The organism is Mycobacterium sp. (assembly GCF_049683355.1).
Lineage (GTDB): Bacteria > Actinomycetota > Actinomycetes > Mycobacteriales > Mycobacteriaceae > Mycobacterium.
Window position 1 is genome coordinate 1 of the sequence record NZ_JBAUJB010000172.1, and the last position, 12815, is coordinate 12815.

Below are 12815 nucleotides of genomic sequence, written 5' to 3' on the forward strand. Positions count from 1 at the left end.
GTGGCGCCTCGGGCACCACCGCGACGAGCACCGACGCCGGGCGCGCCGCGACCTCGGAAGAGGCTCCGGCGCCGGCCGCTACCGAGGCTGCCCCTGCCGAGGCGCCCGCAGCAGCCGAGAGCACTACACAGGATTCAGGGAGCTAGGCAATGCTCATTCCCCGCAAGGTCAAGCATCGTAAGCAGCACCACCCGCGGCAGCGCGGTATCGCCAGCGGCGGGACCTCGGTGAGCTTCGGTGACTACGGCATCCAGGCCCTGGGCCATGCCTACGTCACCAACCGGCAGATCGAATCCGCGCGTATCGCCATCAACCGGCACATCAAGCGTGGCGGCAAGGTGTGGATCAACATTTTCCCGGACCGCCCGCTGACCAAGAAGCCCGCCGAGACCCGCATGGGTTCGGGTAAGGGCTCGCCGGAGTGGTGGGTCGCCAACGTCAAGCCCGGCCGGATCCTGTTCGAGCTGAGCTACCCGGACGAGAAGATCGCCAGGGAAGCGCTGACCCGCGCGATCCACAAGTTGCCGATCAAGGCACGCATCGTCACCAGAGAGGAGCAGTTCTGATGGCAGTCGGAACCACGACCGGCGAACTGCGCGAGCTCACCGACAACGAACTGACCGACAAGCTGCGCGAGTCCAAGGAAGAGCTGTTCAACCTGCGCTTCCAGATGGCGACCGGGCAGCTCACCAACAACCGCAGGCTCCGTGTTGTGCGGCAGGAGATCGCACGCGTCTACACCGTGCTGCGCGAACGTGAATTGGGTCTGGCCGCCGGACCCGGAAGTGGGGATTCCTGATGGCTGAAGCAACAGAGAAGGGCCCGGCCACGACGCCGCGGACCGAGAAGCCACGCAACCGCCGCAAGACGGCGATCGGCTACGTGGTCAGCGACAAGATGCAGAAGACCATCGTGGTCGAGCTGGAATCGCGTAAGAGCCACCCGCTCTACGGCAAGATCATCCGGACCACCACGAAGGTCAAGGCCCACGACGAGAACGGCGACGCCGGTGTCGGCGACCGTGTTTCGTTGATGGAGACCCGGCCGCTGTCCGCCACCAAGCGCTGGCGTCTCGTGGAGATCCTCGAGAAGGCCAAGTAGACCGGAGCCACAACACCGGCACACACAGAGTCCCCGCTCGCCCCAAGGGACCGCACCATCGCCCGGGTCGACGTTCCGCCGGGGGACCGCGCGCCGATCGTCATCCCGCTCGCCGGCGCCGAGATCGTGGACAATTCGGTGAGCGTGACACTGCGCACCTACCTGCTACCGGTCGACGGCTACTGCCTGGATCCGACCAACCCGCTGAGGTTGTCCGACGGCAGCATCAGCTTCGCCGGCGTCGAACAGGCCCCCGCCGCGGTCGCCGACTTCCTGCCGCCCGTGCTGCGTCAGCTCACGATCTTCGTCGCCGACGACCCGACCAAGCGGAGTCGGATGCGGCGGTCCGACTGGCGACGGCCGTCGCGGCGCACTACGGAACCCAGAATCCCGAAATCGTGGTCGCGCCGCTGGCACAAGGGCAATCAGGTCCCACTGAGCCCTCGGCGCCGCTGCAGCGACACCTCGTCGTCCGGGAGAGCGCCGACGTCGGGGTGTCGCTGACGAGCGCCGACGGGGTGCCCGCGCTGCTCATCGCCGGTCCCCCGCGGACCTGGCCAACCAGAGCCGATTGATCACCAGCGACCTCAACCGCCTCGCGCTGGCGTCGAAGCCGTTGCAGGGCCGCTGAGTTCGACACCAACTGCCAGGGGACCAGACCACGCTGCGCCGGCTCGGGCAGCCGGGGGTGAACGCCACCGCACTCTCGCCGCAGGTCGGTATCGGTCTCGACCAGACCCGGCTGGGGCGGGCGGCGCACGATGTGCGCGTGCACCTGCGCGGGTCCTACACGCCGCTGCCCGAGGCCATCGGAGGGCAACTCGTGGCCTCGATCGCCGGTGAGGCCATCGACCGCTGGGTGGACGTGCCCGATCGTCTCCTGCAGCGCTACACATCGCTGGGACTGCGACTCGACATCGCGGGAGATACCGGGCGCTGCGGCGAGTTCCAGCCACTGACGCTGACCATCGACGGCGACAGCCCGGTGCTGAGCAGTCCCGCCGAGCCGCCGGTTCCGGGTGGCTTCCAGTCGATACCGCAGTCGCTGATGGCGCGCGCCGCGGTGGGCTTCGACGGCGGATTCGACGACACCAGACGCGCAGTCGCGATCATGACCGGGTTGCAGCGGCTCAGCGCGCTGCCGATCAACACCGAGGTGATGCCGGTGGGCGACGCTGTCGCTGCCGAGGGCCCCGCCGTGATCGTCAGTGCCGGTGGGTGGACCGATGACCGGATCACCTTGCCGCTCGCCGCCGGCGCGAACGGTGAGCTGACCGTGGAACGCGCCGATTCGCCGGGAGAGACGACGACGTTGACGCTCGACCCGGCGCTGGGATTCGGCTCCTTGCAGGTCGTCCACGACGGCCGGCGAAGTGTGCTCGTGGCGACGTCGAACGACGCACCGGAGCAACTCGACGCACTGCTGGGCTGGCTCGGACCGAACGTCGAGAGGTGGGCCGATCTGGACGGCACCGCGTTGATCGCGGCGCCGGGCCGGCAGCCGGTCGTCTTCGACCCCGACGCCGAGATGACCGCCGAACAGCAGGTGGTGACTTCGGCGGACCGGCCGTGGTGGTTCTGGGCGGACGTCGCCGCGGTGGCAGTGCTGGTGCTGCTGGTATTGGTTGCGGTCCTGGTGCGCACCAGCCGAACTCGTCGACAATGACCGCCGACACGGCCGCGCCGACTGTCCGGCAGCGCTACTACGAGGTCCATCCCACCTACCGGCTGATCAACGGGTGGACGCTCATCGCCGCGCTGACGCTCTTCGCCTTCCACCGCAGCTTCGTGAGCCTGGCCGAAGTCGTCCGCAACGGCAGCATCGGCGGCTTCGTGTGGACGGTGCCCGCCGCAGCGGTCCTGGTGGCGGTGGCGATCGCGCGACGCAGGCGCACCGAACTGCCGATCCACGACCGCCAGACCGACATCATCGTCGGGATCATGGGAATGGGTCTGGCGCTGCTGATCCAGGGGGTGCTGCTACCGCGCTACGCGCTCTACTTCGACCTTCTGCGGCTGGACCTGATCGCGATCTGGCTTTACGTGAGCTGCTCTGCGATAATGCTTTTCGGTCTCCGCCCGGTGATCCGGTTCGCCTGGGTCTGGGCGATGGTGCTGATGTTGCTGCTCACCCTGCCGTACTACCTGATCGTGATCGCTCTGGGTGGCGGCAACATCGCGGCCGGCGCCGCGGCGCTGGTGATCGCAGGGCTCGGCGCCGGCATCGCCGGTGGACCGTCGTACCGGCGCGGAGCGCTCAGCTCGCTGGCGGCCTGGGTGGTGGGTTTCGCGGTGCTCGCGGTGATCAGCGTGTTCTTCCCCGACTCCCCGGTGCTGGTGTACCAGGAGGTGCCTGTCATCACCGCGCTCTGCGTGGTGGGTCTCGCGATGTTCTTCCTGTCCCGACGGGGCAAACCGAAGCGGGTGCTCGAGCGCAAGGTGGAACCGCTTGCCGCCAAACAGGTATGGGCCGCTGTGCCGCTGGTGACCGCGATGGCACTGACACTGTCGTTGTTCCCGCTGCCCACGTCCCCCGATGCGGTGATCTTCAGCAGGCAGGACGCCTACCCGCTGGAGTTCGGGATGCCGCTGGTCGCCCCGCCGGGCTGGACGGACCCGGGTGAGGCGGAGCGGATTGCGGCCAACCGGCTCTTCGGTGCCGGCGCCGTGCTGATGCGGCAACGGATGGCGGCTGAGTTCGGCAACCCGCTGTGGGACAAATTCGGCAGGCCCCGAACCGTCGTCGTGGACAGCACGGTCACCGAGAGGCCGTTCGCGCTCGGGACGTATCCGTCACGGGTGCTCTACGGGCTGACCTCGGTCCGATTCAGCGAGGTGCGCGAGGTGGATCTCGGGAGGGGGGTGGTGGGCAATCTGCTCTCGGTGGTCGACGACCAGTTGCTGGCGACCTGGAACTCGCTGGAATTCGCCTGGGGCGACCGGGATGTCGCCCAGCGGGTGACGATCTTCGCCGTCGACAACCATGCGCCCGACGCGCCGTTCCCCAGCCGACCCAGAATCTGTTGCCCACGCTGCGAACCCTGATCACGCTGCTGTTCCGCGGCAACGACGTGCTCGACCAGAACACCCCGGCGTTCAAGGACGCCGACATGCTGTTGCAGTTCGGCCCTGGTCGCCGCACAAGCGGGTCCCGCGTCATGAGCGCGACCGACAGGCGGCCGGTGCTCGACGCGACAGTGCCGGCAGACCGCGAGTACGCGCTGCGGCGCGCCATCGACGGTCTGCGCGACGACGACCCGTTGCGGTCCGCGTCGGTCGCGGTCGTGGGTTGGCAACGGGTGGTGCTGTGGTCGCTGTTGGTCGTTGTCGTCGGCTGCGACGTCTGGCAGACGATGGCCACCGCCGTGGTCCTCATTGGGCTGAGCACGCTGGCATATCTGCTGACGATGACCGACCGCGTCCTGATCTTCCGGCAGGGGCTCGCGTCACGAGCAATCGAAATCTCCGATGAGAGGGCGCGGGCGATACCGGCCGACGAACTGCCGCTCTACACGATCCTGGTGCCCGCCTACAACGAACCAGAGGTGGTCGGGGATCTCATCGGCGCGATGGCCAACCTCGACTACCCGCGCGACAAACCGAAGGCGTGCAACTACGGGCTGTACTTCTCGACCGGTGAGATCGTGACGATCTTCGACGCCGAGGACATCCCCGAACCGCTGCAATTGCGCCGGGTGGTCGCCGCATTCCGTGATCTCGGCGACGACGTCGCCTGTGTTCAGGCGAAACTCGTGTACCACAACGGGCATCAAAACATCTTGACCGGCTGGTTCACCGCGGAGTACGGGCTGTGGTTCGGCTACCTTCTGCCGGGGATGATGGGGTCGACATCGCCGATTCCGTTGGGTGGTACATCGAACCATCTGCGCCGCGAGGTGCTCGACGAGATCGGCGCGTGGGACCCGTTCAACGTCACCGAGGACGCCGACCTCGGCCTGCGCATCGCCGCGAGGGGCTACCGCACCGCGGTGATCGACTCGCACACCCTCGAAGAGGCCAACAGCGACCCGATCAACTGGATCCGGCAGCGATCACGTTGGTACAAGGGCTATCTGCAGACCTGGCTGGTGCACATCCGGCGGCCGGTCGAGCTGTACCGCGTCCTCGGCCTGCGCAGCTTCGTGCGATTCACGCTGGTGCTGGCCGGCACCCCGGTCATCGCCGTGCTGAACCTGGTGTTCTGGTTGATCACCCTGGTCTGGTTCCTCGGCCAGCCTTCCGTGATCGAAGACGTGTTCCCGGTCTACATCTACTTCCCGGCGCTGATCGCGCTGGTACTGGGCAATGCGGCGACGCTGTACATGAACCTGATCGCACTGCGCGAGGACGACCGTTCGGACCTGTTGGTCGCCGGGCTGACGGTGCCGGCGTTCTGGCTGATGATGAGCGTCGCCGCGGCCAAGGGCTGCTATCAGATGATTTGCAATCCGTCTTACTGGGAGAAGACATTCCACGGTCTTTCCGCGAAACCTCCCGAAACGGAAGGCGGGCTGTGACGCCTCGCGGCCCGTCCCGGCGACAGCTGATGGTCGCGGTGTATTTCGTGTCGTTCGCGATGTATGCCGGTGTCGGGTACTGGTTGCGCCGATCTGGCCGGAGATGGCCGAGCGTGCCTTCTCCGGCACCCTGATGCGGCGGTGTTCATGGCGGGGGCCGCGGTCCAGATCCTCGGCATGGGCCTGGACCGGGGGCTGCCACGCAGCTACGCGGTGACGATCACGGCGATCTTCGCGCTCAACCCGATGATCGTGTTCTACGGCGCCAACGGCATGAGCGAGGCACCGTTCATCTTCTTCATGTCATGGGCGGTACGCAGGCTGATGATGTGGATGGTCGACGACGACGTGCACCATCTGGTCACCGCCGGCGGCATCGCGATGGGGCTGGCCTATCTGACCCGCTATGACGCGGTGGCGTGTGTGGCCGCCGCAGGGGTACTGGTCGGCGTGACGACCTACCGCAGGGCGCGTCCCGCGCCGCGGGTCCGTTGGGCGCTGCTGGACACACTGCTGGTCAGCGGGCCGGGGGTGGCGACATTCTTCGGTTGGGCCGCGGTCAGCTGGTTGATCACCGGGGAGGCGTTCGCGCAGTTCACGTCGCAGTACGGCAACGCCGCGATCCTGGAGCAGTCGGGTCAGGGCACGGTCGGCTTCGGCGCCGGACTGGTGTTCGCCGCCGCGTGCGTCGCGCTGTTGGCGCCGACGCTGGTGCCGATCGCGCTGTGGTGTGCGGCGGGCCGATGGGGCAGGCCCGGCATGGCCGTCGTACTGGTGCCGGTGTCGATCTACGGTGCCGCACTGGCTTTTCAGGCGTTGAGCTATGCGTCCGGCTCGACTTTTCCTTTCCTGCGCTTCTTCATCATCGCGGTGCCGTTGACCGCGTGTCTGGCCATGCTCGCGGTGCCCGAGGGGGTCCCGGCGGCGCCCAAGAGGCGGGGCAGGTACGCACCGACACCGGTCCAGACCAGCCCACGGCATCGGTCACGGCATCGGTCCCGGGCGGCGTTCGTGCCGGTGGCGCTGCTGCTCGCAGTAGGCGTGCCCGTCACGGCATGGGGATGCCGAGGTACGCGCCACAGGAGTACGCCCTCGGTGCGGTGCTGGCTCCGGAGCCCGACAACGTCACCGAACGCAAGGCGATCGAACACCGCATCGCCGCGAGCTTCTCGACGGAACGCCGGATCGCCGAGTACCTGGAGAGCCTGGACCTCCCCGACGGCTCGGTGATCACCGACACCGTCTACGGGTTCGCCATCGTGGCCGCCTCGGCGCACCCTGAGACGTTCGTCATCCCTTCGGATTCCGATTTCACCGAGAAGCTGAACGACCCGTCGGAGGGCGGCGTCCGCTATGTGCTGGCCGTGCCACCCGAAGGGCGAGGGGTGTCCGACGCACTGAACCTGCGCTACCCGACGCTGTACGAAACAGGTGCCGACATCGCCACCCTGGAGCTCGAGATACCCAGTGACGGTGTCAGTCAGCCCGATTGGCGTCTCTATCGGGTGGACGAGCTGGATCCGGACGATCAGTAGCCGTCGGGTTGCCGGTCCAAACCTGCGCCAACTGCGGATAGCAGGTGTAATCTCCGGGCGTGGCGACGGAATTCACCGGCAAGATCGGGCTCGACATCCGTGACTCCGAACCCGACTGGGGGCCTTACGCGGCTCCGAAGGCGCAGCCGGACGCGCCCAACGTGCTGTACCTGGTGTGGGACGACGTCGGCATCGCGACCTGGGACTGTTTCGGCGGGCTGGTGGAGATGCCCACCATGAGCCGGATCGCCGAACGTGGTGTGCGGCTCTCGCAGTTCCACACCACCGCGCTGTGCTCGCCGACCCGGGCGTCGCTGTTGACCGGCCGCAACGCGACGACGGTCGGGATGGCGACGGTCGAAGAGTTCACCGAGGGTTTCCCCGGAATCAACGGACGGATCCCCAACGACACCGCGCTGATCTCCGAGGTGCTCGCCGAGAACGGCTACAACACCTACTGCGTGGGCAAGTGGCACCTGACGCCGATCGAGGAGTCCAACCTCGCCGCCACCAGGAGGCACTGGCCGCTGTCGCGCGGCTTCGAGCGGTTCTACGGTTTCATGGGTGGCGAGACCGACCAGTGGTACCCCGAGCTGATCCACGACGGCCACCCCGTCGAAGCCCCCGCGACCCCCGAAGAGGGCTACCACTTCTCCAAGGACCTCGCCGACAGGGCGATCGAGTTCATGCGAGACTCGACGATGATCGCCCCGGACAAACCGTGGTTCTCCTATGTGTGCCCCGGTGCCGGTCATGCGCCGCACCAGGTGTCCAAAGAATGGGCCGACCGGTACGCGGGCAAGTTCGACATGGGATACGAGCGCTACCGCGAAATCGTCCTGGAGAATCAGAAGAGTCTCGGTATCGTTCCGCCCGACACCGAATTGTCCTCGGTGAACCCGTATTCGGATGTCACCGGGGCGAACGGTGAACCATGGCCTGCCGGAGACACGGTGCGGCCCTGGGATTCTCTGGACGATGACGAGAAGCGGCTGTTCGCCCGGATGGCCGAGGTGTTCGCCGGATTCCTGTCCTACACCGACGCCCAGATCGGGCGCATCCTGGACCATCTGGAACAGACCGGGCAGCTGGACAACACGATCATCGTCGTGATCAGCGACAACGGCGCCAGCGGCGAGGGTGGGCCCAACGGATCGGTCAACGAGGGAAAGTTCTTCAACGGCTACATCGACACCGTCGAGGAGAGCATGCGGTTCTTCGATGAACTGGGTGGCCCGACCACCTACGGTCACTATCCCATCGGGTGGGCGATGGCGTTCAACACGCCGTACAAGCTCTACAAGCGTTACGCCTCCCATGAGGGTGGCATCGCCGACGCCGCGATCATCTCTTGGCCCAACGGTATTCGCGCGCACGGCGAGATCCGCGACAACTACGTCAACGTCTGCGACATCACCCCGACGGTGTACGAGCTGTTGCAGATCACGCCGCCGGCGACCGTCAGGAGCGTCCCCCAGAAGCCGTTCGACGGTATGAGTTTCAAAGTGGCCCTTGACGACCCAGCGGCACCAACGGGCAAGGAGACCCAGTTTTACACGATGCTCGGCACCCGGGGTATCTGGCACAGAGGATGGTTCGCCAACGCGGTCCATCCCGCCGCTCCGTCGGGATGGTCGAATTTCGACAAGGACCGCTGGGAGCTGTACCACATCGACTCCGACCGAAGTCAGTGCCACGACCTGGCCGCCGAGCACCCCGACAAGCTCGCCGAGATGCAGGACCTGTGGCTGGCCGAGGCCACCAAGTACAACGGCCTGCCGCTGTCAGATCTCGGCGTCTTCGAGATGATCGGGCGCTGGCGGCCGTCGCTGGCCGGTGACCGCTCGAGCTACATCTACTACCCGGACACCGCGCCGGTGTCGGTCGGCGGCTGCGTAGAGATCCAGGGACGCTCCTTCTCGCTGCTCGCCGAGGTGTCGGTGGACAGTTCCGATGTCGAAGGCGTGCTGTTCAAGCAGGGATCAGGGCACGGTGGCTACGTGCTGTTCGTCGCCGACGGACGGTTGCAGTTCGTCTACAACTTCTTCGGCGAAGAGGAACAGCGGGCGGTTTCGCCCGATCGGGTGCCGCTGGGCGATCACATCCTGGGTGTCGGCTACGTCCGCTCCGGAACGGTTGAGGGAAGCCACACCCCGGTGGGGGAGGTGAGCCTCTACATCGACGGCGACGCGGTCGCGTCTCTGTCCGGGGTGAAAGCCCACCCGTTCACGTTCGGGCTGGCCGGTGGTGGCGTCAGCACGGGCCGCAATCTCGGACAGGCGGTCTCGCAGGCCTACCGCCCGCCGTTCCCGTTCACCGGCGGCAGCCTCACGCAGGTGCGCGTCGACGTCTCCGGCGCGCCCTACCTCGACCTGGAGCGCGAGTTCGCGCGCGCCTTCGCCAGAGACTGATTCGGATGTTCCGCACCCCTGTGGCGGTGCTGCTGGTGTGCGCCACGGTGGTCGCGGCAGGGTGCACCCGCACCAGCGACGGGGAGCCCATCGCCGGCGCCCCCGTCTTGGAGGCCCCGGCCACCGAGACGGTCCAGCCGGACCCCCGGGAACCCGATCCGCAGCCCGGGGTCGTGCCGACGACGCAGGGACCGGCACCCGCAGGTTCGGTCTGCGCACCGGCCGAGCTGCCCCCGGTCAGGACCGTCGCGCAGATCTCGGACCCCGCAGCGCCCACGGCGACCGTTGCTGTTCCGCAGGGTTGGTCGATGTCCGCGGGAGGCGGCGATCCCGAGGGCGCCCGGCTCCAGGGGGAGTCGGGGATGTCGGCGACCGTCACGATCGCCCCGACGCCGCTCGATCCGGCCGCCACGTTTCGCGACTACACCGACGAACTCACCGAAGGCTCGACGATCACCACGGTCAGCATCCTGCCCGCTGACATGTGCGGCTTCAGCGGCCAGCGCCTGATGGGGATCCTGTCCGACGGCGCCCAGACCGTGCAGTACGAGGATCGGATCGTGCACGTGCCGGCTGCCGCTCGGGACTACCTGATCGCCGTGCATGTGGAGGCGCCGTCCGGTGCCCCCGGCTTCGAGGAGGCGGCGGCGCTGCTGACCGGGGACTTCGAGATCGGCCTACCCTGAACGGCATGCTCACCGAACTCGTCGGACTGGACGGCGGGTCGTTCCGGATGGGGTCGACGCAGTTCTATCCCGAAGAGGCGCCGGTACACACGGTCACCGTCGCGCCGTTCGCCATCGAGCGGCACCCCGTGACCAACGCCCAGTTCGGCGCCTTCGTCTCGGAGACCGGCTACCGCACCGTCGCCGAGACCGCGCCCGACCCCGCACAGTTCCCCGGTGCCGCCGTCGCGGATCTGGTGCCCGGCGCGCTGGTGTTCCGGGCCACCAGCGGACCCGTGGACCTGCGCGACTGGCGGCAGTGGTGGGACTGGATGCCCGGCGCGGACTGGCGGCATCCGTTCGGCCCGGAAAGCTCCATCGGGGACAAGGCCGAACATCCGGTGGTGCAGGTGTGTTACGCCGACGCGGTGGCCTACGCCCGGTGGGCGGGCCGTCGGCTGCCGAGCGAAGCGGAGTGGGAGTTCGCGGCGCGAGGCGGCGCGACGACGACTTATCCGTGGGGTGACGAGGCCGCTCCCGGCGGGCGGTTGATGGCCAACACCTGGCAGGGCGGGTTTCCGTACCGCAACGACGGTGCGCTCGGGTGGGCAGGCACCTCGCCCGTCGGCCTGTTCCCGCCGAACCACTACGGCCTCGTCGACATGATCGGCAACGTATGGGAATGGACGACCACCCGCTTCACCGGTCACCACCGGGTCGAAGCCCCCGCCGAGGTCTGCTGCGGACCGGCGGCTCCGGACCCGTCGATCAGCCAGGCGCTCAAAGGCGGTTCGCACCTGTGCGCTCCGGACTACTGCCACCGGTACCGGCCAGCCGCGCGCTCGCCGCAGAGCCAGGACACCGCGACGACGCACATCGGGTTCCGCTGCGTGCTGGCGGCCTCGGTCGGGTGATTTGGAGCATTCCCAGAGCTCACCTAGTATATGGGGGTTGCCTTGGGCAGACCTCGGTTGTCTCTCGCAGATGACCCTGCGTGCTCTTCGGTGACAAAGACCGCGTACGTCAGGGTCGGTAATCCTGCGTGCATACAGAATAACCAGGTCAGGAGATCGAGTGATTCAGCAGGAATCGCGTCTCAAGGTCGCCGACAACACGGGCGCCAAGGAGATCTTGTGCATCCGCGTGCTCGGCGGATCGGGGCGGCGCTACGCCGGCATCGGTGATGTCATCGTCGCGACCGTGAAGGACGCAATCCCCGGCGGCAACGTCAAGCGCGGCGACGTCGTCAAGGCCGTGATCGTGCGCACGGTCAAGGAGCGCCGTCGCGCCGACGGCAGCTACATCCGGTTCGACGAGAACGCCGCCGTCATCATCAAGCCCGACAACGACCCGCGCGGTACCCGCATCTTCGGGCCGGTCGGTCGCGAACTGCGCGAGAAGCGCTTCATGAAGATCGTCTCGCTCGCCCCGGAGGTGTTGTAGATGAAGGTCCGCAAAGGCGACACGGTGCTCGTGATCTCGGGCAAGGACAAGGGCGCCAAGGGCAAGGTCCTGGTGGCCTACCCGGAGCGCAACAAGATTCTCGTCGAGGGCGTCAACCGGATCAAGAAGCACACCCCGGAATCACGCACGGAACGCGGTGCGTCCTCGGGCGGCATCGTGACCCAGGAAGCGGCGATCTCGGTGAGCAACGTGATGCTGATCGACTCCGACGGCACACCCACCCGTGTCGGCTACCGCAAGGACGACGAGACCGGCAAGAACGTCCGGATCGCCAAGAGCAACGGCAAGGACCTCTGATGACCACCACCGAGCAGAAAGCACTGCCGCGCCTCAAGCAGCGCTACCGCGAGGAGATCCGCGAGTCGCTGCAGAAAGAGTTCGGCTACGCCAACGTCATGCAGATCCCCGGCGTGGTCAAGGTCGTGGTGAACATGGGTGTCGGCGACGCCGCCCGCGACGCGAAGCTGATCAACGGTGCGGTCAACGACCTGGCCCTGATCACCGGGCAGAAGCCCGAGGTCCGCAAGGCCCGCAAGTCGATCGCGCAGTTCAAGCTGCGTGAAGGCATGCCGATCGGCGCCCGGGTCACCCTGCGCGGCGACCGGATGTGGGAGTTCCTGGACCGGTTGACCTCGATCGCACTGCCCCGTATCCGCGACTTCCGTGGCCTGAACCCCAAGCAGTTCGACGGCACCGGCAACTACACCTTCGGGCTCAACGAGCAGTCGATGTTCCACGAGATCAACATCGACGACATCGACCGCCCCCGTGGCATGGACATCACCGTCGTCACCTCGGCGACGACCGACGACGAAGGACGAGCGCTGCTGCGGGCGCTGGGCTTTCCGTTCAAGGAGAACTGAGCAGATGGCAAAGAAAGCTCTGGTCAACAAGGCCAACAAGAAGCCCAAGTTCAAGGTGCGTGGCTACACGCGCTGCAACAGGTGCGGCCGTCCGCACGCGGTGTTCCGCAAGTTCGGCCTGTGCCGGATCTGCCTCCGCGAGATGGCGCACGCCGGCGAGCTGCCGGGCGTGCAGAAGTCCAGCTGGTAAGACAGCCCACTCCCAAACTTCAACTCCAATAACAGGTTGCGGTAGGCCTCCCGAAATCATCTCGGAGGA

16 protein-coding genes are annotated in these 12815 nt (G+C 67.0%); all 16 read left to right on the plus strand.

Annotated elements, in window-relative coordinates; translation table 11 throughout:
- Positions 1-149 precede the first annotated feature (149 nt).
- The 16 genes from rplP (at position 150) to WA944_RS10380 (ending at position 12746) form a co-directional block, all read left to right on the plus strand.
- Positions 150-566, plus strand: a complete 417-nt coding sequence (gene rplP / locus WA944_RS10305) for a 50S ribosomal protein L16 (protein ID WP_526608888.1) — start codon at positions 150-152, stop codon at positions 564-566.
- Positions 566-799, plus strand: coding sequence for a 50S ribosomal protein L29 (gene rpmC, locus WA944_RS10310; RefSeq protein WP_159230571.1), 234 nt, complete (start codon positions 566-568; stop codon positions 797-799). Before rplP ends, rpmC begins: the two co-directional genes overlap by 1 nt.
- Complete coding sequence (gene rpsQ, locus WA944_RS10315; protein ID WP_163888380.1) at positions 799-1101, plus strand: 30S ribosomal protein S17; 303 nt, start codon at positions 799-801, stop codon at positions 1099-1101. The genes rpmC and rpsQ overlap by 1 nt, the downstream gene beginning before the upstream one ends.
- 138 nt (positions 1102-1239) lie before the next feature.
- Positions 1240-1605: a hypothetical protein gene (locus tag WA944_RS10320; RefSeq protein WP_526371614.1), complete on the plus strand. Its 366-nt coding sequence runs from the start codon at positions 1240-1242 to the stop codon at positions 1603-1605.
- 184 nt (positions 1606-1789) lie between these two features.
- Entirely contained in the window at positions 1790-2767 is a 978-nt protein-coding gene (locus tag WA944_RS10325; protein WP_526371612.1) for a hypothetical protein, read from the plus strand.
- Positions 2764-4146, plus strand: coding sequence for a hypothetical protein (locus tag WA944_RS10330; RefSeq protein WP_526646867.1), 1383 nt, complete (start codon positions 2764-2766; stop codon positions 4144-4146). The genes WA944_RS10325 and WA944_RS10330 overlap by 4 nt, the downstream gene beginning before the upstream one ends.
- 113 nt (positions 4147-4259) lie before the next feature.
- On the plus strand, positions 4260-5618 hold the full coding sequence (locus WA944_RS10335) for a glycosyltransferase family 2 protein (RefSeq protein WP_526371616.1): 1359 nt from the start codon (positions 4260-4262) through the stop codon (positions 5616-5618).
- Between the two features lie 141 nt (positions 5619-5759).
- Entirely contained in the window at positions 5760-6848 is a 1089-nt protein-coding gene (locus WA944_RS10340) for a hypothetical protein (RefSeq protein ID WP_526646869.1), read from the plus strand.
- Positions 6845-7153, plus strand: coding sequence for a hypothetical protein (locus WA944_RS10345; RefSeq protein WP_526371606.1), 309 nt, complete (start codon positions 6845-6847; stop codon positions 7151-7153). Before WA944_RS10340 ends, WA944_RS10345 begins: the two co-directional genes overlap by 4 nt.
- 59 nt (positions 7154-7212) lie before the next feature.
- Positions 7213-9564 (plus strand): arylsulfatase, encoded by a 2352-nt coding sequence (locus WA944_RS10350; protein ID WP_526371604.1) that lies wholly within the window; start codon positions 7213-7215, stop codon positions 9562-9564.
- A gap of 5 nt (positions 9565-9569) precedes the next feature.
- Complete coding sequence (locus WA944_RS10355) at positions 9570-10250, plus strand: hypothetical protein (RefSeq protein ID WP_526646871.1); 681 nt, start codon at positions 9570-9572, stop codon at positions 10248-10250.
- A gap of 5 nt (positions 10251-10255) precedes the next feature.
- Positions 10256-11143, plus strand: a complete 888-nt coding sequence (locus WA944_RS10360; RefSeq protein ID WP_526371600.1) for a formylglycine-generating enzyme family protein — start codon at positions 10256-10258, stop codon at positions 11141-11143.
- Positions 11144-11303: 160 nt separating this feature from the next.
- Positions 11304-11672 (plus strand): 50S ribosomal protein L14, encoded by a 369-nt coding sequence (gene rplN, locus WA944_RS10365; RefSeq protein ID WP_159230591.1) that lies wholly within the window; start codon positions 11304-11306, stop codon positions 11670-11672.
- On the plus strand, positions 11673-11990 hold the full coding sequence (gene rplX / locus WA944_RS10370; protein ID WP_526608883.1) for a 50S ribosomal protein L24: 318 nt from the start codon (positions 11673-11675) through the stop codon (positions 11988-11990).
- The gene (gene rplE, locus WA944_RS10375) at positions 11990-12556 is read left to right on the plus strand and encodes a 50S ribosomal protein L5 (RefSeq protein WP_163888388.1); all 567 of its coding nucleotides are present in this window, start codon (positions 11990-11992) and stop codon (positions 12554-12556) included. Before rplX ends, rplE begins: the two co-directional genes overlap by 1 nt.
- Before the next feature lie 4 nt (positions 12557-12560).
- A complete protein-coding gene (locus WA944_RS10380) occupies positions 12561-12746 on the plus strand; it encodes a type Z 30S ribosomal protein S14 (protein WP_011778599.1) in 186 nt (61 codons plus the stop codon).
- The last annotated feature ends 69 nt before the right edge of the window (positions 12747-12815 follow it).

What these genes read in the sequence shown, in the direction of transcription:
- rplP (WP_526608888.1), top strand. Translation starts at nt 150, where the DNA reads ATGCTCATTCCCCGCAAGGTCAAGCATCGTAAGCAGCACCACCCGCGG.
- rpmC (WP_159230571.1), top strand. Translation starts at nt 566, where the DNA reads ATGGCAGTCGGAACCACGACCGGCGAACTGCGCGAGCTCACCGACAAC.
- rpsQ (WP_163888380.1), top strand. Translation starts at nt 799, where the DNA reads ATGGCTGAAGCAACAGAGAAGGGCCCGGCCACGACGCCGCGGACCGAG.
- WA944_RS10330 (WP_526646867.1), top strand. Translation starts at nt 2,764, where the DNA reads ATGACCGCCGACACGGCCGCGCCGACTGTCCGGCAGCGCTACTACGAG.
- WA944_RS10335 (WP_526371616.1), top strand. Translation starts at nt 4,260, where the DNA reads ATGAGCGCGACCGACAGGCGGCCGGTGCTCGACGCGACAGTGCCGGCA.
- WA944_RS10355 (WP_526646871.1), top strand. Translation starts at nt 9,570, where the DNA reads ATGTTCCGCACCCCTGTGGCGGTGCTGCTGGTGTGCGCCACGGTGGTC.
- WA944_RS10360 (WP_526371600.1), top strand. Translation starts at nt 10,256, where the DNA reads ATGCTCACCGAACTCGTCGGACTGGACGGCGGGTCGTTCCGGATGGGG.
- rplX (WP_526608883.1), top strand. Translation starts at nt 11,673, where the DNA reads ATGAAGGTCCGCAAAGGCGACACGGTGCTCGTGATCTCGGGCAAGGAC.
- rplE (WP_163888388.1), top strand. Translation starts at nt 11,990, where the DNA reads ATGACCACCACCGAGCAGAAAGCACTGCCGCGCCTCAAGCAGCGCTAC.
- WA944_RS10380 (WP_011778599.1), top strand. Translation starts at nt 12,561, where the DNA reads ATGGCAAAGAAAGCTCTGGTCAACAAGGCCAACAAGAAGCCCAAGTTC.